The 25,733-nt window shown below is 71.7% G+C and carries 17 protein-coding genes; 14 read left to right on the top strand and 3 right to left on the bottom strand.

Annotation, left to right across the window (positions count from 1 at the left end; all coding sequences use genetic code 11):
- Positions 1 to 11 precede the first annotated feature (11 nt).
- The 6 genes from O0S08_RS40480 to O0S08_RS40505 all read left to right on the top strand — a co-directional run bounded on the left by O0S08_RS40480 (position 12) and on the right by O0S08_RS40505 (position 10,279).
- Positions 12 to 1,184 (top strand): phosphatidate phosphatase App1 family protein, encoded by a 1,173-nt coding sequence (locus tag O0S08_RS40480; protein ID WP_269034850.1) that lies wholly within the window; start codon positions 12 to 14, stop codon positions 1,182 to 1,184.
- Positions 1,185 to 1,283: 99 nt separating this feature from the next.
- Positions 1,284 to 4,172 (top strand): DUF4215 domain-containing protein, encoded by a 2,889-nt coding sequence (locus O0S08_RS40485; protein WP_269034852.1) that lies wholly within the window; start codon positions 1,284 to 1,286, stop codon positions 4,170 to 4,172.
- A gap of 76 nt (positions 4,173 to 4,248) precedes the next feature.
- Entirely contained in the window at positions 4,249 to 7,095 is a 2,847-nt protein-coding gene (locus O0S08_RS40490; protein ID WP_269034854.1) for a DUF4215 domain-containing protein, read from the top strand.
- A 235-nt stretch (positions 7,096 to 7,330) separates the two neighbouring features.
- On the top strand, positions 7,331 to 8,563 hold the full coding sequence (locus O0S08_RS40495) for an LLM class flavin-dependent oxidoreductase (protein WP_269034856.1): 1,233 nt from the start codon (positions 7,331 to 7,333) through the stop codon (positions 8,561 to 8,563).
- 136 nt (positions 8,564 to 8,699) lie between these two features.
- The gene (locus tag O0S08_RS40500) at positions 8,700 to 9,683 is read left to right on the top strand and encodes a hypothetical protein (RefSeq protein ID WP_269034858.1); all 984 of its coding nucleotides are present in this window, start codon (positions 8,700 to 8,702) and stop codon (positions 9,681 to 9,683) included.
- A gap of 95 nt (positions 9,684 to 9,778) precedes the next feature.
- Positions 9,779 to 10,279, top strand: a complete 501-nt coding sequence (locus O0S08_RS40505; protein WP_269034860.1) for a hypothetical protein — start codon at positions 9,779 to 9,781, stop codon at positions 10,277 to 10,279.
- Between the two features lie 17 nt (positions 10,280 to 10,296).
- Here O0S08_RS40505 and tcmP read toward each other — a convergent pair whose 3' ends face one another.
- Positions 10,297 to 11,475: a three-Cys-motif partner protein TcmP gene (tcmP, locus tag O0S08_RS40510; RefSeq protein WP_269034861.1), complete on the bottom strand. Its 1,179-nt coding sequence runs from the start codon at positions 11,473 to 11,475 to the stop codon at positions 10,297 to 10,299.
- 22 nt (positions 11,476 to 11,497) lie between these two features.
- Positions 11,498 to 12,286, bottom strand: a complete 789-nt coding sequence (locus tag O0S08_RS40515) for a DUF5131 family protein (RefSeq protein ID WP_269034862.1) — start codon at positions 12,284 to 12,286, stop codon at positions 11,498 to 11,500.
- A 275-nt stretch (positions 12,287 to 12,561) separates the two neighbouring features.
- On the opposite strand from O0S08_RS40515, the gene O0S08_RS40520 reads away from it, so the two are divergent.
- Together O0S08_RS40520 and O0S08_RS40525 are read left to right on the top strand one after the other, a co-directional pair.
- Positions 12,562 to 13,218, top strand: a complete 657-nt coding sequence (locus O0S08_RS40520) for a hypothetical protein (RefSeq protein WP_269034863.1) — start codon at positions 12,562 to 12,564, stop codon at positions 13,216 to 13,218.
- Positions 13,219 to 13,485: 267 nt separating this feature from the next.
- A complete protein-coding gene (locus O0S08_RS40525; protein ID WP_269034864.1) occupies positions 13,486 to 13,965 on the top strand; it encodes a YqaA family protein in 480 nt (159 codons plus the stop codon).
- Between the two features lie 113 nt (positions 13,966 to 14,078).
- On the opposite strand, the gene O0S08_RS40530 is transcribed toward O0S08_RS40525, so the two are convergent.
- On the bottom strand, positions 14,079 to 15,059 hold the full coding sequence (locus O0S08_RS40530) for an ABC transporter ATP-binding protein (protein ID WP_269034865.1): 981 nt from the start codon (positions 15,057 to 15,059) through the stop codon (positions 14,079 to 14,081).
- A gap of 108 nt (positions 15,060 to 15,167) precedes the next feature.
- Here O0S08_RS40530 and O0S08_RS40535 point away from each other — a divergent pair, with 108 nt between their 5' ends.
- The 6 genes from O0S08_RS40535 to O0S08_RS40560 all read left to right on the top strand — a co-directional run bounded on the left by O0S08_RS40535 (position 15,168) and on the right by O0S08_RS40560 (position 25,720).
- Positions 15,168 to 16,583: a DsbA family protein gene (locus tag O0S08_RS40535; protein ID WP_269034866.1), complete on the top strand. Its 1,416-nt coding sequence runs from the start codon at positions 15,168 to 15,170 to the stop codon at positions 16,581 to 16,583.
- Positions 16,584 to 16,655: 72 nt separating this feature from the next.
- Positions 16,656 to 21,932 (top strand): protein kinase domain-containing protein, encoded by a 5,277-nt coding sequence (locus tag O0S08_RS40540; protein WP_269034867.1) that lies wholly within the window; start codon positions 16,656 to 16,658, stop codon positions 21,930 to 21,932.
- A gap of 137 nt (positions 21,933 to 22,069) precedes the next feature.
- Positions 22,070 to 23,494, top strand: a complete 1,425-nt coding sequence (locus O0S08_RS40545) for a sensor histidine kinase (protein ID WP_269034868.1) — start codon at positions 22,070 to 22,072, stop codon at positions 23,492 to 23,494.
- 122 nt (positions 23,495 to 23,616) lie between these two features.
- Positions 23,617 to 24,810: a hypothetical protein gene (locus O0S08_RS40550; protein WP_269034869.1), complete on the top strand. Its 1,194-nt coding sequence runs from the start codon at positions 23,617 to 23,619 to the stop codon at positions 24,808 to 24,810.
- A 90-nt stretch (positions 24,811 to 24,900) separates the two neighbouring features.
- Positions 24,901 to 25,293, top strand: a complete 393-nt coding sequence (locus tag O0S08_RS40555) for a nucleotidyltransferase domain-containing protein (RefSeq protein ID WP_269034870.1) — start codon at positions 24,901 to 24,903, stop codon at positions 25,291 to 25,293.
- Positions 25,283 to 25,720: a hypothetical protein gene (locus tag O0S08_RS40560; RefSeq protein ID WP_269034871.1), complete on the top strand. Its 438-nt coding sequence runs from the start codon at positions 25,283 to 25,285 to the stop codon at positions 25,718 to 25,720. Before O0S08_RS40555 ends, O0S08_RS40560 begins: the two co-directional genes overlap by 11 nt.
- Positions 25,721 to 25,733: the final 13 nt, after the last annotated feature.

A 25,733-nucleotide genomic window follows, 5' to 3' on the forward strand; every position in this document is an offset into this window, starting at 1 on the left:
ACCGTTCGAACATGTCCTCTCGGACATGCACAACCGCCCCGCTCGCCCGCCGGCTCGTCCTCGCGGCCCTGTCGTCGCTGCTCGCCGCCGCCTGCGATCGCCCCCAGGACCCCGCGCCGGCGTCCCCCGCCCCGTCCGCCCCTCCTGTCCCCGAGCCCGAGCCCACCGTCCAGCGCGTCGGTTTTCCCTCCAACCTCAAGGCCGACGAGGACGTGCGCCTCTTGCCCGCGGTCGCGGTGCGCGACGGCGACGGCTGGCGCGTCGACCTGCGCGTCTGGACGTTCGAGCCCGAGGAGGACGCCTGGCTGCGCGGCGCCGCGATCGACGGCCTCGTGACCGCGCTCGAGCTGCCGCCCGGCAGCGAGTCGAACCAGGTGTTCCGCCGGCGGGCCCGCGCCTTCCTCGTCGACAACGAGAGCGGCAAGCGAGTCGTCGTCCGCATTGCTTCAAAAGAACACGCCCTCGCGGTCACCGGCGCCAACGGCCACAGCGAGACGACCCTGCGCCTCGACGACGCCGACCTCCCGTCGCTCATGACCCCTGTCACCGCGGTGCTGCAGCCGGGAGACGCGCGCAGCTTCGTCGGCACCATCGTCCGCCTCGACGGCGCCGGCGTCTCGGTCGTCTCGGACGTCGACGACACCATCAAGATCAGCGAGGTCCGCGACAAGCAGCGCCTGCTCGAGCGGACTTTCTTGAAAGAATTCGAGGCAGTGCCCGGCATGGCCGCGCAGTACCAGCGGTGGGCCGCGGCCGGCGCTGCGTTCCACTACCTCTCGGCCAGCCCGTGGCAGCTCTACGACGCCCTGCTCGACTTCTCCGGCGCGGCCGGCTTCCCGGCGGGCAGCATGCACCTCAAGCTGTTCCGCGCGAAGGACTCGAGCTTCTTCTCGCTGTTCGAGGACCCGAAGGCGTACAAGGGCCCGCTGCTGCGCGCCCTCCTCCGCGGCGCGCCGGGTCGGCGCTTCGTGCTCGTCGGCGACTCGGGCGAGATGGATCCGGAGGCCTACGCCGAGGCCTACCGTGAGTTCCCCGACCAGGTCGTCGCGATCTACATCCGTGACGTCACCGACGAGGGCCGCGATGCCCCACGCTACCGCACGGCCTTCGCGGGCGTCCCGGAGGCGCGCTGGCAGATCTTCCACGACCCGGCGGAGCTCCCGCCGACCATACCTTCACAATAAGAGCCCAGCGCTTCGGTTGACGGGGACTTGCGGGCGCGGCTAGCGTGCTTTGCCAGGAAGTCCATGTTCAGCCGTCTCCTGAGCTCCGCCAGTCTCGTCGTGATTCTTGCTCTTCCGCTCGCGGGCGAGGCCCAGGCCCGTCCCGTCGCGCCGGGCGCCTGGCAGCCTGCTCCGGGGGTCGGGATGCGCCTGCAGCGAGCGGTCGATCTCGGCCACACGCCGCCGCGGACGGCCACTGCCGCCTGGCGCCGGCTCACCGCCGAGCTCGGCCCCGGCGCCCAGGCGATCTGGGACGCCGACACGCACGTGCCCACGCGCGTGTGGGGCGCGGGTCTGCCGGCCGACGGCGCCCTCGCCTCGAGCCTGGTGGCGCAGCGCGTCGCCGGCGACTTCCTCGCCGCGCACCTCGACCTCCTCGCCCCTGGCGCGCGGCTCGACGACTTCGAGCTGGTCGGCGACGACCTCTCGGCCGGCATCCGCAGCCTCGGCTACGCCCAGACCTACCACGGCCGCCGCGTCGTCGGCGGGCAGCTCAGCCTCCGCTTCAAGCACGACCGCCTCACCTTGATCGGCAGCGAGGCCCTGCCGCACGTGCGAGCTGTCCTCACGGACAGCCCGATCGCCGACGACCTCGCCCGCGCGCGCGCCCTCGAGTGGCTGCGCGTCGAGCACCCGAACGCCACCGCCGGCGACGTCTCCGCCCCCGTCATCCTCCCGCTCGTCGGCAGCGGCCCGATCCGCTACGTCGAGGCGCGCGCGGTCGACGTCGCCTCCGAGCGGCCGCTCGGCGGCTGGACCGTCTACGTCGACGCCGCCACCGGCGCCCCGCTGGCGCGCGTCTCGACCGTCGTCTCGGCCACCGGCACCGTCCTCTACGAGGTCCCCGAGCGCAGCCCGAGCTTCGGCGAGCGGGTGCTGCGGCCGGCGCCGTTCCTCGACGTCACCATCGACGACGTCCCGGCCACCACCGACGGCGCCGGCGTCGTCACCTTCGACGCCAACACAGTGCAGATCGGCCTCGGCGTGCGCGGTGACTTCGTCCGCATCATCAACAAGGCCGGCGAGCTGGCCAGCCAGGTCGTCTCGCTCGACGGCGGCAGCGACGTCCAGTGGAGCGGCTCGGACGACCCGCACCTCGACGCCCAGCTCACCGCCTACGTCGCCGCGAACTTCGCCAAGGAGTACGTGAGGGGCATCATCAGCGAGCCGCTGCCCTGGCTCGACGGACAGGTCAACCTCACCGTCAGCGACAACAGCGGCGCCTGCAACGCGATGTCGAACGGCGACGACCTGTTCTTCTACGACGGCAGCGAGAACTGCGAGAACACCGCGCGGATCCCCGACGTCGTCTATCACGAGTCCGGCCACAGCGTGCACAACCAGTCGCTGATCCCCGGCGTCGGCCTGTTCGAGGGCGCGCTGTCCGAGGGCATCTCCGACTACCTCAGCGCCACCATCACCGGCGATCCCGCCATGGCCCGCGGCTTCTTCCTCAACACTCAGCCGCTGCGAGACCTCGACCCCGACGGCTACGAGTGGCACTGGCCCGAGGACCGCGGCGAGGCCCACGACGAGGGCCGCATCATCGGCGGCACCTTGTGGGACCTGCGGACCGAGCTCGTCGCCGAGCTGGGCGAGGCCGAGGGCGTCGCCCACTCCGACAAGATCTGGTACGAGTCGATCCGCCGCGCCAGCGACATCCCGACCATGTACCCCGAGGCGCTGCTGGTCGACGACGACGACGGCGACCTGTCCAACGGGACACCTCACAGCTGTCTCATCGACCAGGTGTTCTACAAGCACGGCCTGGTCGGCGCCGCCATCCTCGGCGGCAAGGTGCGCACCCTGGCGGCCGAGGCCGACGGCAGCGTCCCGGTCGCGCTCGACATCCAGGCCGCGCAGGGCTCGTGCATCGACCTGGCGCCGACCGGCGCGACCCTCGAGTGGCGCGTGCGCGGCACCCCCGAGGTCAGCGAGGCGACGATGACGACCACGCCCGAGGGCTTCACCGGCGCCTTGCCGCCGCAGGCCGACGGCACTGTGATCGAGTACCGCGTCGTCGCCGACCTCAGCGACGACACGCAGGCCCAGTTCCCGGCCAACCCGGCCTATCCGTGGTACCAGCGCTACTACGGCGAGGTCGTGCCGATCTGGTGCGAGGGCTTCGAGGGCGACGTGTCGGGCTGGACGCTCGGCACCGAGTGGGAGGTCGGCGCGCCGCAGGCCAAGTCGGGCGACCCCGACGCCGCGTTCGCCGGCGAGAAGGTGGCGGGCATCGACCTCGCGGGCGACGGCCGCTACTCGCCGCAGCGCGTCATGAATTTGACCGGCCCGCTCGTCGAGCTGCCGCCGGGCTTCGCCACCTACCGCCTGCAGTACCAGCGCTGGCTCAACGTCGAGGACGCCTACTTCGACAAGGCGGAGATCCTCGTCAACGGCGAGCTCGGCTGGCGCAACTTCAACAGCATGATGGGCGACAACAACAGCAAGACCCATCATCGCGACAGCGAGTGGAACTTCCACGACGTCGACATCACCCCGGTCGCCTTCTCCGGCACCGCTCAGCTGATCTTCCGCCTGTCGTCGGACGGCGGCCTCGAGCTCGGCGGCTGGACGATCGACGACGTGTGCATCGTCGGCGTCGAGGAGCCGCCGGCGCCCGTCTGCGGCGACGGGGTGATCGCCGCGGGTGAGGGATGTGACGACGGGAATTCCGCGGACGGTGACGGATGCAGCGCGACGTGCACCGTGGAAACGCCCGAAGACCCCACCGAAGGGGCGCCGTCGACCACCGGCGGCGAGGAGCCCGAGACTGACAGCGACGCCGGCGACGACTCGGCGACCACCGCCGGCGCGGCCGACATGGGCGGTTGTGGTTGCCGGGGCGCGGGGGGCGCGGGTGGCTCCAGCGCATGGATGCTCGCCCTCGTCGGACTCGGCTGGCGGCGGCGGACGCGACGCCGGCCGACGTCCGCGCTCCGCGCTTGACGGCCTGCTGAGGAGCGCGTAAGCGAGTAATGTGCGTTTAAAGAATATTGCTGCGGGTAGTCTTTCGACGACGATCGTGACAGCGCTCTGTTGGCTCGCGCCGGAGCGGGCCGAGGCGTTCGTCCCGCAAGCAGGCCGGCGCGCGACCGTCGAGTTCGCGGCCGCTGCCGGGCCCCAGGCGAGGTCCTCGCGGGCGGTGGTCCACGCCGCCCCGCCCGCGGCCCGGGCCGCGTATCGCCGCCTCGCCGCCGCGCTCGACCCCGGCGACGTCCTGTGGGACGCCGCGACCGGCGTGCCGCTGCGGATCTGGGGCCTCAAGGGAGCTGTCCCGAGGGCCATCCAGGGCCGCGACCTCGAGCTGCGCAGCGCCCAGGACCTGCTGGGTCGCCACCTCGACCTGCTCGCGCCCGGCAGCAAGGCCGACGACTTCGTGCTCGTCGGCGACGACCTGTCCGCCGGCATCCACAGCCTCGGCTTCGCCCAGCGCTACCACGGGCGCCCGGTCCTCGGCGGTCAGGTCAGCTTCCGCTTCAAGGGCGGGCAGCTGGCGATGATCGGCAGCGAGGCCCTGCCCAGGGTCAAGGCTGTCCTCACGGACAGCCCGGTCCCCGACCCCGTCGCGCGCGAGCGGGCCCGCGGGTGGATCGCCGCCGACGGCAGCACCGCCCGCGCCGACCTCGTCGAGGGCCCGTTCATCCTCCCGCTCGTCGACGACGACCGCGTCCGCGGCTACCGCGAGGTCCTGCGGGTCACCGTGCACACCACCGCGCCGATCGGTCGCTGGGCCGTCTACGTCGACGCCGCCACCGGCGAGCCGCTGGCGCGCGAACAGCTGCTGCGCTTCGCCTCCGGCAACCTCAAGATCAACGCGCCGGTGCGCGGCCCGGGCGGCCAGCGGCTCGAGTTCGCGGCCGCCAACCTCGGCGTGGTCGTCAACGGCGCCGCCGCGGTCACCTCGATCACCGGCGCGGTCAGCTTCGCCGACGGCGGCCCGGCCAACGTCGCCACCAGCGTGCTCGGCTCGTTCGTCGCCGTCGCCAGCGAGGCCGGTCCCTCGGCCGCCACCAACCTGGCCCTTCCGCCAGGTGGTCAGGTGACCTGGAACGCCTCGACCGACGAGTTCCTCGACGCCCAGCTCAGCACCTACGTGCACGCCGACCGGGTCAAGCAGTTCGTCCGCGCGATCGCCCCCGACTTCACCTTCCTCGACCAGCAGATGCCGGCGAACGTCAACATCGCCGACGTGTGCAACGCCTTCGCCGACGGCGAGACCATCAACTTCTTCCAGTCCGACGTCCAGTGCGAGAACACCGGCCGGATCGCCGACGTCGTCTACCACGAGTTCGGCCACAACGTGCACTTCCAGGGCATCATCCCGGGGGTGGGCTTCCCCGACGGCGCGCTGTCGGAGGGCATCTCCGACTTCCTGAGCGCGACGATCACCGACTCGCCGGACCTCGCGCCCGGCTTCTTCAAGGGCAGCGACTCGCCGCTGCGCGAGCTCGACCCGCAGGGCTCGGAGTGGCACTGGCCCGAGGACAACGGCGAGATCCACGACGCCGGGCGGATCATCGCCGGCGCGCTGTGGGACCTGCGCAAGGCGCTGCGGAACAAGCACGGCGCCGGCCCCGGCGTCACCCTCGTCAACAAGCTGTGGTTCGAGTCGATCCGCCGCGCGGTCGACATGCCGAGCATGTACCCCGAGGTCCTGCTCGCCGACGACGACGACGGCGACCTGTCCAACGGGACACCCAACGAGTGCGAGATCAACGTCGCCTTCGACGCCCACGGCCTCGTCGGCGCGTCGGCCGTCGACGCCCAGGTGATCACCGCGGCCCCGACCCCCGACGGCGTGCTCGTCGACCTGGTCGTGGCCGGCGAGCAGAAGGCCTGCCTCAACCTCAGCCCGCTCGGCGCCGAGCTGCACTGGCGCGTGCGCGGCGAGGAGCAGAGCGGGATGGTGCCGATGAACCCGAGCCAGGGCGGCTTCGCCGGCATCATGCCCAACGTCGGCGACGGCAAGGTGCTCGAGTACCAGGTGCGCCTCCTGCTGCAGGGCGGCTCGACCGTGGTGTTCCCCAAGAACCCGGCCGACCCGACCTACGAGCTCTACCTCGGCCCCGTCACCAACATCTTCTGCGAGGACTTCGAGTCGGGCCCCGGGGCCCAGGGCTGGCAGCTCACCGGCGATTGGGCCTTCGGCGCGCCCGCAGGCGGCCCCGACCCGGGCGCCGCCTTCAACGGCAGCAGCGTCGCCGGCAACGGCCTCGCCCCGCCCGGCACCTACGAGAGCTTCCTCGAGAGCCACATGCTCGGCCCCGTCCTCAACGTCGCCGGCCACAGCACGGTGCGCCTGCAGATGCACCGCTGGCTCGAGGTCGAGGACCACACCTTCGACCAGGCCATCGTGCTCGCCAACAACGGCGAGGCGTGGGCCAACGCCGCCAACGACGCCGGCAACCTCCACCACCTCGACGGCGAGTGGCGGTTCCAGGACATCGACCTCACGCCGTTCGTCAGCGACGGTCAGCTCCAGCTCGAGTTCATCCTCGAGGGCGACGAGGCGCTCGAGTTCGGCGGCTGGAACATCGACGAGCTGTGCGTCGTCGGCACCGGCTCGGTCACCCAGGGCACCTGCGGCGACGGCATCGTCAGCGGCATCGAGGCCTGCGACGACGGCAACCTCGACGCCGGCGACGGCTGCAGCCCGAGCTGCACCATCGAGTCGATCGACCCGACCACCGGCCCCGGCGGCCCCGTGCTCACCGCGACCGACACCGACACCGACACCCTCGGCGAGGACTCGGCCACCGGCGGCGGCGACAAAGATCAGGGCTGCGGCTGCAATCAGGGGGCAGGAGACCTCGGCGCGGCGATCCTCGCCCTCGCCGGCCTCTTCGTGCTCCGTCGTCGCCGCTCGTAAACCCGCCTTCGCAGCCTTCCCTTCGGCGATTCGCCCTCCGCGGCCGCCGAACCCCAAGCGACCCCGCGCCCCTCGGCCGGGGTCGCGTCGTCTTCGCGTTCCGCCGCGCTCGCGCGATCACGACCGCAGCTTTCCAGCGACCTGAGCTTGGCGCCGGACACCTGACCGCTATTCTGTTTTCTCTGCACTATTTGCAGAGGGACGAAGGCCGGGCCGCGCCCGGGAGGAGGTTGCGATGAAGCTGGATATCTTCACCGAAATTCAGGACCCGCGGCCGTGGACGCCGGACCACGAGCACCGGCGGATCATGGAGGCGCTCGAGCAAGCCAAGCTGGCCGACGAGATGGGCTACGGCACGTGGTGGCAGGTCGAGCACCACGGCGGCGAGGAGTTCAGCCTGTCGTCGGCGCCGGAGATCCTGCTGACGGCGATCTCGCAGCACACGAAGAACCTTCGCCTCGGCCACTCGGCCGCGCTGGCGCCGTACCGGTTCAACCACCCGATCCGGATCGCCGAGCGAGCGGCCTTCCTCGACCACCTCAGCAACGGCCGCGTCGAACTCGGCCTCGCGCGCTCGACCATCCCCGAGTGGCGCACCTTCAACATCGCCGCCGACGAGGCGCGCGACCAGATGCAGCAGGCGTTCGAGATGATCCCGAAGATGTGGACGCAAGAGCGCTTCTCGTGGAAGAGCCAGTACTTCGACATCAAGGACGTGCCGATCGTGCCCAAGCCGCTGCAGCAGCCGCACCCGGCGCTGTGGCAGGCGTGCTCGTCGCCGGCCTCGTTCGAGCAGGCGGGCCGCAACGGCGTCGGCGCGCTCGGGGTCACTCTGTGGGCCCCGCCCGAGCAGGTGAAGGCGTGGATCGACCTCTATCGCAAGGCGATCGCGGAGTGCAAAAAGCCGGTCGGCGAGTTCATCAACGACAAGGTCGCCTTCTTCACCTTCGTCCACTGCGCCGACACCGACGAGGAGGCGATGCGCAACGGCGCCGCCACGGCCGCGGCCTGGTACACCAACCGCTCGTTCACCTTCTTCGAGGCCAAGGAGCAGTTCCTGCAAGTCGCCGCCGAGCAGGAGCGGCGCCTCAAGGACCCCGCCGGCAGCGCCCTGCTCGGCCAGTTCCTCAATGACGAGAAGGCCCGCAGCGGCGGCCGCGTCAACCGGGCCCAGATCGTCATCGGCCGCATCATGCAAGGCGAGGACGTCCCGCCCGAAGAAGTTTACGAGGCCCTCGCCGAGCAGGACTCGCTCATCGTCGGCAGCCCCGAGACCTGCCTGCGCAAGATGCAGGTCTACGCCGACCTCGGCATCGACCGCCTCATGTGCTTCCAGCAGGTCGGCCAGCTGCCCCACGACAAGGTCATGAAGAGCATCCGCCTCGTCGGGCAGCTGATTCCCAAGCTCGAGCGCAAACCCCAGACCACACCGGCCCACCAGGCCGCCGAAGCGACCGCCGAAGCCTGATTCGCGGCACGCACCGCCCCCGGGCTCGCGGTCCGGGGGCCTCGGACGGCCTTCGGACGCGTCATTACGAGCCATTCATATTCTGCTGGCGCGGGCCGAAAACCGGGGCAATCTCAACGGAGCAAAGGACATCGCCATGCAGCGCTCCCTGCTCTCCGCTCTGACCCTGTCGTTGGGTCTGTGTGCCTGCGGCCCCGAGCTCAACCCGCCGCGTCCACCCCCCGCGCATGGCCAGCTGGCGCCCGGCGGCGTGTGGGTGGCCTACAACCTCGGCTGCGAGGTCGGCTGCGACGAGATCAAGCGCGGCGACCGGATCCTCGCGGTCGACGGTCGCCCGGTCTCGAGCGGGGCGGAGATCGATCAGATCGACCTGGCCCGCAACGCGCCGCTGAAGCTGCAGGTCGCCAAGTACGGCGGCAACGAGATCCGCGAGGTGACGATCGTCGCCAGGCCCAACGAGCTGCTGCCGCCGATCGCCGCCGCGCCGCCGATGTTCACCGTCGGCGCCGACGCCCTCGACCGCGCGCCCGACTGGGCCCGCAGCAAGCTGTTCGGCCACGCGATCCCGGCGATCCGCTTCTACCGCGCCGACGAGCCGCGCGGCTTCGTCACCGGCCGCGAGCTGTACGGCCGCGCCGCGCTGCTGGTGATCTGGGAGCTGCCGCCGATGATCGAGGAGCGCCGCAACTCGCTGGCCGTCCTGCCGGCGGTGTACGCCCAGATGCAAGAGTTCAGCGACGAGCTCGCGGCCGCCGGCGTCGACACCTACTTCGTCACCGACTTCCGCGCCGAGCCGGCCTTCCGCGACACTGTCCGCGAACACGCCGACCCCGGCCCCAACGGCTTCATCCCGATCTTCCAGCTGTACTCCTCGCCCAACAACGGCAACACGGTCGGCCTCGAGGGCTCCGCCGCCGACATCCGCGAGGCGATGTTCGACTACCTCGCCGCCCCCGTGGTCGTCATCTTCGACCGCCGCGGCATCGTCCGCTTCCACACCCGCGGCTTCCCGGCCGGCGCGAAAGACACCCTGTCCGTCGCCATCGACTTCGCCCTCCACTCCCTCACCGACGCCCCCGCCCCCCGCGCCCTCGCCTCCATCGACTCCGGCGCGCAGTGAATGCCTATTTTTAAATAGGCATGCTCTTCAGGACATGCTCGATCGGGCATGTCCTGAAAACATGTCTTCGATGCCTCCACGACAGGACCCGCGCGATGACGATGTTCCAATGCCCCGAGCACGGCCGCGACTTCGTCATCTCCCTGTGCGTCCACGTCGACTCGGCCGTCTCCGAACGCCGGCCCCTCGCGTTTCGACCCGTCGACCATGAGACCTTCCTGGCGACGTGCTGGCTGTGCGACGCGTGCCGCGACGAGCTCGAGCGCGCCGCCTGCGAGGACGAGCCCTCACGCATCCACGACAAGCTCACGGTCCAGTGCTTCCACTGCGCCCATGCGTGGGCGGACCCGGAATACCGGCGCAACGTCGTCCGGATCTACGCCGACTTCAACAACCTCGACGAGCAAGGCCGCGTGCGTCTCAACAACATCGGCTCCCTCGAAGACCTCGAGCGCGCGCGTCACACGATCATGAACGGGTTCCAGGTCGTGCTCGTCGCCCCCGCCGACTTCGAGGTCCAGGCCCTCCTCGTTCACGACGGGATCTGGCGCGCCGTACCCGACTGGTCGACGATGCGCCGCCTCGCTCCCGACTGACGGCCCGTCGCGGTAATCTAGGACGATCGCCTACCGCGCGCGCGCAGCCGGTGCTTCTTCTGGACCGCGAGCGCGCGCTCGCCCGGGCTCAGGCCCAGGAACTCGAGCCCGCCCTCATCTCGCCAGCCGTTCAGCCAGTCCTTGACGTCACCGAGGCAGGTCATGGGGTACTGGAGCGCGGCCGCGACCAGAACGTCGAAGTCGACCTCCCCGCCCTCGGACAACTTGCTCGCCACCGCCGCCCGAGCCTTGCCGTGGTAGCGCTGCTGCAGCTCCGCCATGTACGAGGTCTCCATGACCGGCGCCGCGAACATCTCGAACTGTCCGCCCTTCGAGAGCCGCTCGCGCTGCTTGGCTTCGGCCCGCGCCTCTCGCTGCTCGGGCGTCGCCTCGCGCTCGGTGTCACGGAATGCGATGAGGCCGTGGAGGCTGCGCGTGGCATAGACGAGGTGGTAGCAGGTCCGGTCGTGGCGAGGATTGAGGACGACCGTCGGGGCGCAATACGCGAAGTCACCGGCCTTGAGCACCCGCTCGCAGTAAACCTCGACGATCCGGTCCTCACGGTCGAGGTCGGCCAGCCCGCGCCAGGCCTCGCGGTAGGTCGCGTCGCCGAACAGGTCGATGAACGACTGCAGCGCGACCGACTCCCCGTCGTCGACGAACCGGGTGATGTCCTTGGTCATGAAGTTGATCAGCACTTCGCTGCGACGGACCCGCAGCAGCGGAGTGATCGCCTTCAACCCGTACCCCGTCCAGCCGGTCGGATCGATGAAGACGAAGGCGAACGGCTGGGGCCCTCCCTCCGCGAAGCGGCACGCCTCCCGGATATGCGTCTCGAACTCGCCGTTGTACGCCTCGCACTCGACCGAGGCGAACTGCTCGCCGAGCAAGCGCTCCAGCAACGCGAAGGCTTCGCGGTCCCTCTCGACGAACATCCCTCGCACGTGCAGCTCGATCGGCCGCGCCCGCAAGACCTCCCGCGCCGCGCACAGCTGAGTGAGGGCGACGTGCGGCGAGGTGTCCCGCAGCTCCTCCGTGGCGTGCTGCCAGGGTCCCGAGAACCCGTCGATATAATTCAGGGTCGTATTCGGCCGGTAGTGTCCGATCTTCAGCGCGAGCTTCTGCAGATAGTGATCGAGGACGTAATGCTTCACGAACGCCTGCTCGCGGCGTCGATAGTCTTCGCGTTGGACCATCGGGTCCCTCCAGGAAACCCGTTCAGGCTAGCACTTCGAGGCGGACGGGCTCGCGCCTCTCATCGTCGCGTGGGGCCGCGCGACGTCGAGCGACGGGCAGCTCGTCGAAGGTCCGGCCGAGCAGCGTTCGGCCGTGGCGACCCTTCTGGACGCCGCCCCACTGCTTGAAGAAGAACGGCACATCGGCGTCCCGCGCCTGCTCGAGCAGCGAGATGACCCACTTTTCCTGCATCGGCCGCGCTCCCGGCCCGCTCTCTCCGCCGACGATGACCCAGTCGATCCCGCGCAGATCGACCCGCCCGAGCTCCTCGAGCAGCGGTTCGACCGACAGGAAGCGCAATCCCGCCGGGGTCTCGCGCAACACGTCGATTCGCGGCAAGCCGTACTTGCGATCCTCGACACTGACCCCGAGCCAGATCTGCGGCTGTTGAACCAAATCGCGCGGCAGCCCGGCGCACACCGACCGCATGCGCTCGGCTCGCTTGGTCAGCACCTGGTACGTGTGCCACGGCGCGCGGTTCATCGTCTCGAACACGCTGCGGATGAACTCGACCGGCACCCCGTCCTGAAACAGGTCGCTCATCGAGTTGACGAAGATCCGCCGGCTCTTGCGCCACCGCAGCGGCTCCGCGATCTTCTCGGGCACGAGCCGCAAGTCGAACCCCTGACCGTAAGGATGGTTCGGCAGGCCCCGCCAGCGCTCGGCGAAGGTCTCGGCGTAGCAGTGCTTGCAACCCGGGCTGATCTTGGTGCATCCCCGCACCGGGTTCCACGTGGCGTCGGTCCACTCGATCGCGCTGCCGTCGCTCATCGTCTCGGGATAGCACAGGCCACCGATCGGCACGAGGCAACACCGAGCTGAGCAAACGCGCAGAACCGCGTTGGGACACGCCAACCCGTCATGGGCCTCGGCCGAGGCGAGTGGAGCGCCTCGACTGCGCCCAGTCGCGTCCGCGTGACGCGAGGCCGGCGCGCAGGCATGCTCCGCGAACGCTCTTCGCCGGGGCCGCTCGTCGCCTGCGCCGCGGAAATTCCCCGGCCTGGAAATTCGGCCCTCGAATTTGTCTCCCTCGCCAAGCCACTCTCATGCGCCCTCTCCTCGCCCCCCTCGCCCTCCTCGCTGTCACCCTCCCGGCCTGTCCTGGCACCGACAAGACGACCGCCGGCGAATCTGCCACCGACACCTCGACGACCGGCCCCGGCGCCTCGACCACGGAGCCGACCTCGAGCACGACCGACACCGGCGAGCCGGGCGCTCTGTGCCCCGAGCACACCGCCGCCGACGCCTGCTGCTGCTTCGAGGCGCACATGAACATCTCCTCCACCGTCGAGAACGTGTGCGGCACCACCAGCCTCTGTCCCGCGGTCGAGTTCGAGTGCAGCGAGATCGACGAGACCTGCACCACCGCGGACGAGGACGCCGTGAACTGCATGCTCGACGCGCTCGCGGCCGGCACCATGATCGGCTCGCTGAGCGTGCACTACGACATCGACAGCAACTACGGCCAGCGCAAGCTCGACCTCTACCTGCAGGGCGATCGCACCGCCTACGTCGCCGACAAGGAGGAGCTCGACGTCAGCGGCCACTTCGCGCCGACCGGCCGCTACGAGCTCCGCGAGGCCGCCTACTTCGACACCTGCCGCGCCGCCGCCGACATCCAGGCCAAGGCCGATTGTCTCGAGGATCTCGTGACTGGCGAGGCCAGCGAGGTCTGTATCGACGCCTTCGAATACGAGACCTGATCGCCTCCCGTCCGACTCGAGAGCACGCCCGAAGCCGCGGGTGCGCCGGCTCTTCCGCGCCGCCTGCGAGCGCCCCTCCAGCACGAACCAGTACGAGAACGACCCCCGAAGCTGTGGGCGCGCCAACTCTTCCGGCGCCGCCTGCGAGCTCCGCACCTCCAGCCCGCATCGACCGAGCCCGACCCCCGAAGCCGCGGGCGCGCCAGCTCTTCCGGCGCTGCCCGCGAGCGCCGCGGCGCAACTTCGAGGTCCCCTGCTCGCCTCCGCGTGACGCGAGCCCGGCGCGCGGGCATGCTGGGCGCGCGCGTGCCCGACTTCGCCGCCTTGCTCCCGCCCGCCGAGGCCTCGCTGCTGGTGCTGCTGCTGGTCAGCTTCCTCGCGGCGACGCTCGTGCCGCTCGCCTCCGAGGTCTGGCTGCTCGCCCTGCTGGCCGCGCGGCCCGATCTATGGCCGGCCGCGCTCGCGGTCGCCACCGTCGGCAACACGGCCGGCAGCCTCACCACCTACGCGCTCGGCCGGCTCGGCCGCGTCGCCGTCGATCCGGCCGCGCTCGCCTCGCGCCGGGCCGCCTGGCTGCGGCGCCGCGGCACCCCGGTGCTCCTCCTCGCCTGGCTCCCGTTCGTCGGCGACGCCCTGTGCCTGCTGGCCGGCTGGCTCGCCCTGCCCGCCCTGCCCGCCGCCTGCTGGATCGCCGCGGGCAAACTGGCCCGCTACGCCGCGCTCGTCTGGCTGTTCTTCCAGGCCTGACGGTCACCAGGCCGGACGCCGGACCTGTCGCTTCGAGCATGCCCATGCAGACATGCCCCGATGCACATGTCCCCTAGCACATGCCTTCACGGGCATGCTCTTGATCATAAAAATCAGCTGACCTTGTCGCGGCCGAGGCTGCTGTACACGTCCTCGAGGTCGGAGCGGACCTTGGCCAGCGCGATCACCTCGACGTCGGCGAGGACGAGCTCCTTGAGCAGGTGGGCCGCGCGCTCCTCGCTGCCGTGGATCCGCACGCGGAGCAGGCCGCGCTCGTCCTTCTCCGGGTCGGGCTGGGGCTCGCCCTTGTGCAGGGGCAAGATCGCCTCGATGAGGCCCTCGTGCTTGCGCAGGAGCTCGATCGCTCGGCCGAGCCCGCGCGTCACCTGCACCTCGTGCAGGCGGCGGCCGACCTCGTAGCGGTTGATGACCTCGTCGACCGGCCCGTGGACCTCGAGCTTGCCCTGCTGGATGACCGCGACCGCGTCGCAGAAGCCGTCGAGCTCGCGCAGGATGTGGCTGCTGATGACGATGCCGACGCCCTCGCCGGCGACCTGGCGCAGGACCTCGCGCAGCTGGCGGCGGGCCAGTGGGTCGAGGCCGTCGGCCGGCTCGTCGAGCAGAAGGAGCTCGGGCCGGTGGACCAGGGTGCGCGCGATCGCCAGGCGCTGGCGCATGCCCTTGCTCATGTCGGAGATCCGCGCGTGCGCCTTGCTGGCGAGGTCGAACACCTGGAGGAGCTCGTCGACGCGCGCCTTGGCGACCTTGTCCTCCTGGCCGTAGCACTCGGCGAAGAAGGTGAGGTAGCCGGCCGCGGTCATGCCGGGGTAGAGCGCGGTCCCGTCGCCGAGGAAGCCGATCTTCTGGCGGATCGTGTAGCGTTCGCCCCAGGCGTCGCGGCCGTCCCACAGCACGGCCCCGCGGTCGGGCTTCTGGAGGGTGGCGAGGATCCGCAGCGTCGTGCTCTTGCCGGCGCCGTTGGGGCCGATGAGCGCCAGCACCTCGCCGGCGCGGATCTCGAGGCGGAGTTCGCGGACGGCGTCGCGGACCCCGTCGTACGAGTGGTTGACGTCGACACAGACGACGCGCTGCATGGCCTGGGACTCCCGTGGTGGTTCGCGGAGAAGACGCGGCCGCCGCCGGCCGATGTTCCCGCCAGCGTACCAGGCAACGCCCGCGGCTGCGCGGTACACTGCACGCCGATGCCGCGTCTCTCGCTCCGCACCGCGCTCCTCGGCGCCTCGCTCGCGCTCCTGTCCTGCTCGCGCCACAAGGCGAGCACGGAGGCCCCGGCCGAGGCGCAGGCGACCGGCGAGAGCCCGCTGGCCCAGGCCGCCGCCGGGCTGCCCGGCTTCGAGACCGGCGGCGCCGCGCGCGACGTGCCGCACGAGCGGTTCTACGTCGAGGTCGGCGACGCGCCGGTGCGCGGGCCCGCCGACGCGCCGGTGACGGTCGTCGCGTTCTCCGACTTCGAGTGCCCGTACTGCGAGAAGGGCCACCAGAGCATGCTGGCGCTCGAGAAGGAGTTCGCGGGCCAGCTGCGCTTCGCCTACAAGGCGTTCCCGCTCGAGTTCCACGGCTACGCCCTGGTCGCCGCGCTGATGGCCCGCTCGGCGCTCGAGCAGGGCAAGTTCTGGGGGTTCTACGACCGGATCTTCGGCCAGAAGGGGCTCGACCTCGAGCGCCTGCAGGAGTCCGCGCGCGCCGCCGAGCTCGACCTCTCGAAGATCCAGGACGACCTCGAGTCGCTGCGCTGGGGCGTCGCGGTGCAGAAGGACCTCCGGCAGGGCCGCCGCCTCGGCGTCACCGGCACGCCGGCGTACTTCATCAACGGCCGCCACATCAACGGCGCCAAGCCGCTCGAGCTGCTGCGCTCCGTGGTCCGCGAGGAGCTCGAGCTGGCCGCCAAGTGGCGCGAGCAGGGCGTCGCGCCCGACCAGATCTACGCCCACGCGATCGCCGACGGCTACCGCGAGGTCCAGGTGCGGCGGCCCCGGCCGGGGCTCAAGCCCGATGTCATCTACCCGGTGCCGGTCGACGACTCGCCGCAGCGCGGCCCGGCCACCGCGCCGGTCACGATCGTCGAGTTCGCCGACTTCGAGTGCGGCTTCTGCGTGCGCGGCCACGAGACGCTGGAGAAGCTGCGCCGCCGCTACGGCGACAAGGTCCGCGTGGTGTTCAAGCACTACCCGCTGCCGTTCCACAGCCACGCCTTCCTGGCCGCGCGCGCGGCCCTTGCGGCCCAGGCCGAGGGCAAGTTCTGGGAGTTCCACGACCGCCTCTACGCCGAGAAGGCCCGGTTCGACGAGGACACGCTGCTGCAGATCGCCAGGGAGCTGAAGCTCGACCTCAAGAAGTTCAAGCAGCGCCTGCACGCCGCCGACGCCGACGCGCGGATCGTCACCGACCAGGACCTCGGCAGCACCCTCGGCGTCCGCGGCACGCCCGCGTACTTCGTCAACGGCCGCGCGGTCGACGGCGCGGTGCCCGAGCTCGAGTTCCGCCTCGTCATCCAGGAGGAGCTCGAGCGCGCGGAGGCGCTGCTGCGCGAGGGCGTCCCGCCGGCCGCGCTGTACCCCCGCCTGGTGACGCCGCCGACCGCGAACGCGACCCGCTGATCGGCGCGGATCCGAGCCGACGCGCGGCTGCGAGCGCCGCGAAGCGGCCGCCGATTGGGTGATACTTCCGCGGTGCCGGACACACCGACTGCGCAGCTGCCGGGCGTGCAGCTCCTCGAGGAGGTCGGCCGCAGCGCGCGGAGCGTGGTCTACCGGGCGCGGCGCGGCGACTTCGTGGTGGCCGTCAAGCTGCTGCGCACCGACGCCGGCGGCGACCTCGAGGCGGCGGCGCTGACCTTCCGCCGCGAGGCGGCGACGCTGGCGACGCTGTCGCACCCGTGCGTGGTCCAGGTGTTCGAGATCGGCGACGCCGGCGGGCTGCCGTACGTGATCATGGAGTACGTCGAGGGCCGCACCCTGGCCGCACGACTGTCCGCCGGACCTATGTCCGAGACCGAGGCGATCCAGCTCGGCCTGCAGCTCGCGGGGGCGCTCGGCGAGGTCCACCGCCGGCGCCTGATCCACCGCGACCTGCGGCCGCAGAACGTGCTGTTCCTGCAGAACGCCAGCGGCCTGGTGAAGCTGGTCGACTTCGACATCCGCCTCGACGCCGCGCCGCCGGGCGCCGCCGGGCCGGCGGCTTACCGCGCGCCCGAGCAGGGCGGCATGCTCGGCCGCACCGTCGACGCCCGCTCCGACCTCTACGCGCTCGGGGCCATGCTGTTCGAGGCGGTGTCCGGCCGCCCGCCCTTCCTCGCCCGCGAGCCCGACGAGCTGCTGCGCCAGCACGCGGTGCTCGCCCCGCCGCCGCTGCGCGAGCTGGCGCCCCGCTGCTCGCCCGCGTTCGCGGCCGTGGTCGCCCGCCTGCTGGCCAAGGACCCCGACGACCGCTTCCAGTCGGGCGAGGAGACCGCGAAGGCCCTGCTCGCCATCGACGAGTCCATTCCGACAGGTCCGTTCGGACATGTCTCGAAGGACAAGCTCGACGGCCCGCTGGTCGGCCGCGAGCCCGAGCTGCGCCGGCTCGAGGAGGCCCACGCGCGCGCGCGCGAGGGCCTCGGCGGCGGGGTCCTGGTCACCGGCGAGCCCGGCAGCGGCAAGTCGCGGCTCCTGGCCGCCTTCGCGGCCGCCAAGGCCGACAGCGGCGTACCTGTCCTCGCGGTCAGGTGCCGGGCCGAGGCGCGGCCGCTCGCGGGCCTGCGCGCCGCCGTCGACCCGCACCTGCGGCGGCTGCGGCCCGACGCCCTGGCGCTGGCGGGCGGCGACGGCGGCGAGCTGGTGTCGGCCACGGTCGACGCGCTGGCGCTGATCGCCGAGGCGCACCCGGGCGCGGTGCTGTGGGTCGACGACGCCGAGGCGATCGACGACGCCACCCTGGCGGCCCTGCGCCTGCTGGTCGGCCGCGTCGCCGAGCTGCCGCTCTTGCTGGTCGCGGTCGGCCGGTTCGAGCGCTGGGCCGGCGAGCTCGACCGCGACGGCGCGTGCGAATTCCTGGCCCTGGAGGCGCTGTCCGAGCCCGCGGTCGCGGCGTTGATGGCGGCGCTGCTCGGCCAGCGGCGCGTCGACGACGGCCTCGTGCGCCTGGTCGCCACCCGCAGCGGCGGCCTGCCGCTCGGCGTCATCGAGTACGTGCGGGCCATGCTCGACGGCGGGGTGCTGCGGCCCTACTGGGACGTCTGGCAGGTCGAGGTCGCCGGCCTCGCCAGCCTCCACCTGCCCGGCGACGTCCAGCAGCTGCTGCTCACCCGCGTCGCCCGCCTCAGCGAGCGCACCCGCGACGCCCTGCGCGCCGCCGCGGTCCTCGGCCCCGACGTCCAGCCCGCGCTCCTGGCCCGCGTCCTCGCCCGCGACCCGCTCGGCGTCAGCCACGCCCTCGCCGAGGCCGCCGCCGCCCGCCTGCTCGAGCGCGGCAGCCACGGCGACTTCAGCTTCGTCCACAACCGCGTGCGCGAGGTCCTGCTGGCCGGCCTCGACGCCGCCGGCCTCGCCTCCTACCACCAGCGCGTCGCCGAGGCGCTCGACGTCGCCGACGTCGACGGCGACGGCCTGCACCGCCTGGCCCACCACTACCTCGCCGGCGACCACTCCAGGCCCGGCCGCGCGATCGAGGTCTGCCTCCGCGCCGGCCGCCTGGCCCAGGCCGAGTCGGCCGACGAGGACGCCTACCGCTACTTCCGCCGCGCCGACGAGCTGCGCGCCCGCGTCGGCCTCCCGCCCGATCCGCGCCTCGACGAGGGCCTCAGCGAGGTGTGCAGCCGCACCGGCCGCCACGACGAGGCCGACGTCCATGTCTCTCGGGCCATGTCCCAAGAGCAAGACCCGCTGCGGCGCGCCCAGCTGCTGCGCCGGCGCGCCCGCGTCGAGCTGTTCCGCCTCGAGCACCAGCGCGCCCTCGCCAGCCTGGCCAGCGCCTTCGCCGAGGTCGACGCCGCCATGCCCTCGCGCGGCCCGCTGGCCCTGGCCCTCAGCGCGGTGATGGGCCTCCTCGCGGTGCTGATCGCCGCCACCGGGGCCGGCCGCGCCTCGCCGCGCCGCCGCCCCCGCGAGCGCCTGCTCGCCCAGCTCTACGACGACGCCGTGCGCGTCGCCTACTTCGACATCCGCCCGTCGACCCTGCTGCAGGCGGTGATCCGCCAGCGCTACTACAGCGAGCGCCTCGGCCCCTCGGCCGAGCTGGCGCGGGCCAAGACCGCCCTCGGCATCGTCTACGCCGCCGTCGGCCGCACCCGCTCGGCCCGCCGCTGCGCCGCCGAGGCCGTGGCCATGGCCAGCGCCGTCGGCGACCGCCGCACCCTCGCGCGCGTCAGCTTCTACGCCGCCGCGATCCACGAGTCCTGCGGCGACGTCATCGCCGCCGAGCAGATGCTCGCGCGCACCCTGGCCGACCACCACCGCTGGCTCGAGAGCTGGGGCCTCGCCTTCACCCACCAGCTGCTGGCGCTCAACTTGTGGCTGCGCGGGCACGACGGCCGGGCCCTGGCGATCTTGCGCCGCCTCGCCGCCGAGCTCGAGATCGAGGGCGACCGCACCACCCGCCAGGCGATGGTCTTCACCCACGGCCTGCACGCGGTCGTGCTCGCCGGCGCCGGCCGCCGCGACGAGGCCCTGCGCCACCTCGACCAGGCCCGCCGCGGCGCCGCCGCCTTCCCCGACGACCGCGGCCAGCTCGCCAACCTCCTCGGCCTCGAGGCCATCACCCTCGTCCTCCTGAACGAGCCGTTCGTCGCCGTCGACGACGCCGTCGCCCGCCTCGAGGCCCTGCCGCTGCGCCCGCGCCAGGTCCCCTACCACGTCCGCTTCGCCTACGCCTTCGTCGCCTACGCCCGCCTCCACCAGGCCCTCGCCGCCCCGCCGGCCCAGCGCGGGCCCCACCTCGTCCGCCTGCGCGCCGCCCTCGACACCCTCACCCTCCTGCCGGCCCACCCGGTCCTGCGCGGCTTCCTCTTACTTGGCCGTTCGGGCATGTCCTGGATGACAGGTCTCTTCGACCATGCCCTTACGGACCTGTCCGAAGCGGAGCAGATCGCCTTCGCCACCGAGAACCGCTGGCTGCGCTGCGAGGCGCTGCAGCAGCGGGCGTACGCCCTGTGCGGCGCCGGGCGGGTCGACGCCGGCCGCCGCGAGGCCCGGGCCGCCGCCGCTCTGGCCGAGGAGCTGGGTTGGCGCCCGCGGGCCGAGGCCCTGCGCAAGGCCTTCGACCTCGGGTTCGGCGACGACCACCGCGGCGCCGGCGACGGCCACCTCGGCGACGTCCAGGCCGCCCGCCTGCGCCGCCACCTCGACGCCCTGCTCGAGCTCAGCCTCGCCTCCGCCACCGCGCGCGCCTTCGAGGAGCAGGCGCGGATCGCCATCGACGAGCTCGCGCGGCTCCTGGCCGCCGAGCGCTGCGCCCTGTTCCTGTGCGACGACGCCGGCAAGCTCGAGTTCAAGGTCGGCCGCGACGCCCGCGGCGGCGAGCTCGCGGCCGACTTCGGCGTCGTCCGCGACGTCGTCGAGCAGGTCCAGAGCACGCGCGAGCCGGTCGTCGTGTCCGGCGAGGACCGCGGCGGCCGCGGGCGTCACAGCGCCATGGCGGCCCCGCTGATCCTCAAGGACCGCATGATCGGCATCGTCTACCTCGACAACCGCCTGGTCCGCGGCGCCTTCACCGGCGGCGACGTCGAGATCCTCTGCGCCATCGCCGGCCACATCGCCATCGCCCTCGAGACCGCGCGCGCCGCCCAGCTCGAGGCCCAGGTCGTCGCCGCCGCGCAGGAGAAGTCGGCCCTGCTCGAGCACGCCACCAGCGCCGTCGGCATCGGCATCGCCGTCCTCCAGCCCGACGGCGAGCTCGCGCGCCACAGCCCGATCCTCGCCGACATGACCAGCCGCTGGCCCTCCGTCGCCGACTGGTGGGCCGGCGCCGCCCGCCAGCTGCTCCTGCCCGAGCCGCGCCCCTGCCCGCACTGCGGCGAGATGCAGTCGCTCGGCCGCAGCGTCGCCGACCTCCTCCAGGGCGGCGAGCGCCAGGTGTTCGAGATCACCTTCACCGGCCACTTCCACGAGCTCGACCTCGCGACTCCGGGACATGTCCTTTTGGTCAGCGACATCACCCCGCGCAAGATCTCCGAGGAGAACCTGCTGCGGCTCAACGAGGAGCTGACCGCCGCGCGCGACCAGGCGCTGGCCGCCAGCCGGGCCAAGAGCACCTTCCTGGCCAACATGAGCCACGAGCTGCGGACCCCGCTCAACGCCATCATCGGCTTCAGCGAGATGCTGGTCGAGGACGCCGAGCACCTCGGCAGCCGGCAGATGGTCACCGACCTGGGCAAGATCCGCATGTCGGGCTCGCACCTGCTCGACCTCATCAGCACGATCCTCGACCTCTCCAAGGTCGAGACCGGCAAGATGCAGCTCGAGATCGTCGAGTTCTCGCTGCCGGCGCTGGTGGCCCGGGTCTCCGCCATGCTCACGCCGATGATCGCCAAGAACCGCAACATGCTGGCGCAGGCGATCCAGACCGACCTCGAATTCATGACCGGCGACGAGACCAAGGTGAAGCAGATCCTCTTCAACCTGCTGTCGAACGCCGCCAAGTTCACCCAGGACGGCGTCATCACGCTCGGGGTCGAGCACATCGTCGACGAGGCCGAGGGGCGCGACGACATCCTCTTCACCGTCACCGACACCGGCATCGGCTTCCGCCCCGACCAGATCGACAAGCTGTTCCAGGACTTCTATCAGGCGGACATGTCGACCACCCGCAAGTACGGCGGCACCGGCCTCGGTCTGGCCATCGTCCACCGGTTCTGCGGCCTCATGGGCGGCGAGATCGGCGTCGCCAGCGAACCCGGGATCGGCTCGACCTTCCGCGTCCGGCTGCCGCGCCAGCTGGTCACCGAGCCGCACGACGAGGCGCCCGCCGCCTGACCCGGGGCCCCCGCGCGGGCCCGCCCCGATCCTTGCGCCAGGGCCGCGGACCCGGAGCGGGCAAGCGCGGACTCCTGCGCCCTCACGATTGGACGCTGGCCCACATGGGGTGCTTTTGGCGACAATGGCGGGGCGAAATGACGGACGCGCCCAGCTTGCGGCGATGGCTCTCGTGGGCCCAGGGGCTGATCCCGGCGCAACTCCGGCGTGACCCCGTCAACCATCGTCGCTCGCAGCTCGCGCTCGGCATCCTCGGCGCCAACCTCGTCGTCGGCACCGCGCTCCTGATCCCGCTGGCGATGATCCGCGAGCCCGACCTCCGCGCGATCGCCCTCGTCAACACCAGCGTGTGCCTGCTGCTCATGCTGCTGGGCGTGCTGTTCCTGCGCCGCGGCTCGCTGTGGCTGACCGGCAACTGGATCTGCGCGATCCTCTACGCCGGCTTCGTGTTCGCCACCTTCCAGGGCGGCGGCGTGCGGGCCCCGTTCACGGTCTGCATCACCCTCTTGCCGATGCTCGCCGGCATCATCGCCGGCCGGCGCAGCGGCCTCGCCTGGGGCGTCATCAGCGTCGCCACGATCGCCGGCGTCTACGTCGCCCAGGCAGGCGGCCTCGAGCTGCCCGAGCTCAACGACCCCGAGACGACCGTGCTGCTGGCCTTCGGCGCCATCGCCGGCACCGCCACCCTGGTCACGTGGATGACCTCGTACTCGGAGGCGACGAAGGAGGCCGCGATCGTGCAGATCGAGCAAGCCTCGGCGCAGCTGGCGTCGGCGATCCAGGAGGAAGAAAAGGCGCGTCACGCCGCCGACCAGGCGATCGCCGCCAACGCCGCCAAGTCGGCCTTCCTGGCGACCATGAGCCACGAGCTGCGGACCCCGCTCAACGCCATCCTCGGCTACAGCGAGCTCGTCGTCGACGAGCTGCGCGACCGCGGCGGCGGCAACGAGGACCTGATCGACGACATCCGCAAGGTCCACGCCTCGGGCCGGCACCTGCTCGGGCTCATCACCGACGTCCTCGACCTCACGCGCATCGAGGCCTCGCGGCTCGAGCTGAGCCCGACCGACTTCGAGCCGGCCAAGCTGCTGCGCGAGGTCGTGGAGATCTTCATCCCCCTGGCCCTGCGCAACAACGACGTCCTCACCCTCGACCTCGCCGACGACGTCGGCGAGGTCCACCACGACCCGACGCGCGTGCGTCAGGTCGTCATCAACCTGATCGGCAACGCCATCAAGTTCACGCGTGACGGCACAGTCACGGTCCGGCTACGCGGCGAGCCCGAGCTGTTCGAGGTGTTCGTCGAGGACACCGGGATCGGCATCCCGATCGACAAGATCGAGCGGATCTTCGAGCCCTTCACCCAGGTCGACGCCTCGTCCACGCGCCGCTACGAGGGCACCGGGCTCGGCCTGGCCGTGTGCCGGCGCCTGGTCTCGCTCATGGGCGGCGCGATCGAGGTCCGCTCCTCGGTGGGGCGCGGCAGCTCCTTCACGGTCCGGCTGCCACGGCGTTACACGATCCCCGAGCGCACCGTCTCCGTCACCACCAGCGCCTTCTGACGGCGCCGTCCGCACGCGTTTGCTCGGGTTGCGCCCGGCTCGCCGCGCCGTTCTCGCGCTGTGTGCTGGGGCACGAGTTCGAGCGTGACCCCACCCGCCTCGCCTGGTAGATTCCGCGCGCCATGACGAAGGGCACCACGTCGCTGCTCCTACTCGCTTGCTTTGCCGTCGCCGCCGGAGCCGCGGCCTGCAAGCGCCCCAACGTCGGCTACGCGCTGTCGCCGTGGGACGCCACCGCGATGGTCAGCTGCGACCAGCACGGCCAGCTCGCGCGCACCTGCAACGAGTGCAACGGCGGCGACCTCAAGGCCTGCCTCACGGTCGCGCACGCCTACGAGGCCCGCCACGACCTGTCGCGCGGCTATCGCGACCTCAACACCGCCGCCAGCTTCTTCGGCCGCGCCTGCGAGCTCAACTACATCCCGGCGTGCGTGCTGCTCGGCAACCACTACTCGGTCGTGCGCCCCGAGCCGCCGGCGCGCCAGGACGCGATCAAGGTCCGCGACGCCTCGTGCGCCGAGGCTGCCACCGCTTGCAGCAAGAAGGACGCGCTGGCCTGTCGCATCGAGGGCATGTGCCTGAGCGACGAGTGGCTCGCCCGCCGCTCGGCCCCGGATGTCCCGAAGGCCATCCAGGCGCTGACCGCCGCCTGCGACCTCGGCGACGCGATCGGCTGCGCCCGCCTGGGCTGGCTGCACGCCGCCAGCAGCAAGGACGAGTCGTCGCTGACGCAGGCGTTCGCCGCCTACCAGAAGGCCTGCGACAAGGAGCTCGCCGAAGGTTGCGTCGGCGTCGCCGCCTATCTGCAGCACGGCATCGGCACCCCCGCCGACCCGGACCGCGCCAAGTCGCTCGCCGGCGAGTGGTGCAGCCGCGGCTCGCTCGAGGCCTGCCACGCCGAGTCGGGCCACTACACCGCGCTGTGGGCCCTGCTGGCCGACGACGCCGCGACCAAGACCTGGGCCCCGCCCGACCCCAAGCGCCTCGCCGCGCTCGACCTGCAGGTCAACTGGTCGCAGGGCATCGGCCGCACCGGCTTCTGCGTCGAGCCGACCGGCGCCGTCGACAAGATCACCACCCTCGACTCGGTCGGCGACCCGGCCGTCGACCAGGTCCTGCGCGACACCGTCAAGGCCTGGAAATTCCCGCGCCACCCGAGCACCCCGATCTGCGTCACCCACGAGCACAACTTCGTGTTCGCAGTGCGCCCGTGGCTCTTCCGCTCGTACTACATCGTGACGAACCAATGGGTCACCGCCCGCGGCGGCGTCACGATGCTCGACCACGACTGGCAGCGCCCCGCCCGCAACCGCTGAGCGTCGCGCAGCGCAGCCCGCTCCACTGCCCGGGGCGGCCTGCGCCCGCCTCGCGGGGCGGGAAGTTCATGGCGTGCTACGATGAAGTCCGTGCGCGCCGACGCCTCACGCCCGGGCCACGCGGACCGAGCCCGCGAGCGCTCGGTCCTCGATCTTCGCGGCGAAGAGATCGACCTCGCCGGCGTGGTGCCCGTTCTGGAGCGTCTCATCGCCCGCTGGAGCCCCAAACAGGTGTGGCTCTTCGGCAGTCGGGCGCGCGGCGAAGCGACGCTCGAGAGCGACTGGGACCTGCTGGTGATCGTCCCCGACGAGACCTCGGACGACGACATCGATCCGCTGGTCGGCTGGCAGCTGCGCAAGGAGTCCCGCGTGAGGGCCGACCTCATCGCCTGCCATGAGAAGGACTTCCGCGAGGATCGCGACACCCCGAACACCCTCGCCCACGAGGCCGCCCACCGCGGCGTGCTGATCTATGAGCGTTGAGAGCAAGATCGCCGGCTTCTTGCGCGTGGCCCACGAGGACCTCGCCGGGGCCCGCCTCCTGGCGGCCGCGAACAATCGGAACGCGATCTACCTCTGCGAACAGGCCGCGGAGAAGTTGATCAAGGCGGTCCTCACTTCCGAGGCGTGCACGTCGGCATCAAGCACGACCTCGATGCGCTCATCGACAAGCTCCCCGACGACAACCCGATCAAGCCCCGGCTGCGAGAGATCGAGTATCTCTCCGCCTACGCGACCACCTACCGCTATTCCCACCGACGACGGCAAGGTTCGCCGCGCTCGGCGAGAGCATCGGGTCGGCGACGCGATCGTCGCCGTCGAGGCGGTGCTCCTCGCAGTCGTCGCCCGCTTCGACGTCGACCTCGATCATCCGGACGCGCCGGCGCGCCGCCCTGTGCCGATCCGCTGACTCGCACGCAGCC

This window comes from Nannocystis punicea, assembly GCF_026965555.1.
GTDB lineage: Bacteria > Myxococcota_A > Polyangia > Nannocystales > Nannocystaceae > Nannocystis > Nannocystis punicea.

Excerpts from the sequence above, each read along its gene's own strand:
- O0S08_RS40545 (WP_269034868.1), top strand. The coding sequence starts at position 22,070 with ATGACGGACGCGCCCAGCTTGCGGCGATGGCTCTCGTGGGCCCAGGGG.
- tcmP (WP_269034861.1), bottom strand. The coding sequence starts at position 11,475 with ATGGTCCAACGCGAAGACTATCGACGCCGCGAGCAGGCGTTCGTGAAG.
- O0S08_RS40495 (WP_269034856.1), top strand. The coding sequence starts at position 7,331 with ATGAAGCTGGATATCTTCACCGAAATTCAGGACCCGCGGCCGTGGACG.
- O0S08_RS40515 (WP_269034862.1), bottom strand. The coding sequence starts at position 12,286 with ATGAGCGACGGCAGCGCGATCGAGTGGACCGACGCCACGTGGAACCCG.
- O0S08_RS40530 (WP_269034865.1), bottom strand. The coding sequence starts at position 15,059 with ATGCAGCGCGTCGTCTGTGTCGACGTCAACCACTCGTACGACGGGGTC.
- O0S08_RS40535 (WP_269034866.1), top strand. The coding sequence starts at position 15,168 with ATGCCGCGTCTCTCGCTCCGCACCGCGCTCCTCGGCGCCTCGCTCGCG.
- O0S08_RS40520 (WP_269034863.1), top strand. The coding sequence starts at position 12,562 with ATGCGCCCTCTCCTCGCCCCCCTCGCCCTCCTCGCTGTCACCCTCCCG.
- O0S08_RS40500 (WP_269034858.1), top strand. The coding sequence starts at position 8,700 with ATGCAGCGCTCCCTGCTCTCCGCTCTGACCCTGTCGTTGGGTCTGTGT.
- O0S08_RS40550 (WP_269034869.1), top strand. The coding sequence starts at position 23,617 with ATGACGAAGGGCACCACGTCGCTGCTCCTACTCGCTTGCTTTGCCGTC.
- O0S08_RS40480 (WP_269034850.1), top strand. The coding sequence starts at position 12 with ATGTCCTCTCGGACATGCACAACCGCCCCGCTCGCCCGCCGGCTCGTC.
- O0S08_RS40505 (WP_269034860.1), top strand. The coding sequence starts at position 9,779 with ATGACGATGTTCCAATGCCCCGAGCACGGCCGCGACTTCGTCATCTCC.
- O0S08_RS40560 (WP_269034871.1), top strand. The coding sequence starts at position 25,283 with ATGAGCGTTGAGAGCAAGATCGCCGGCTTCTTGCGCGTGGCCCACGAG.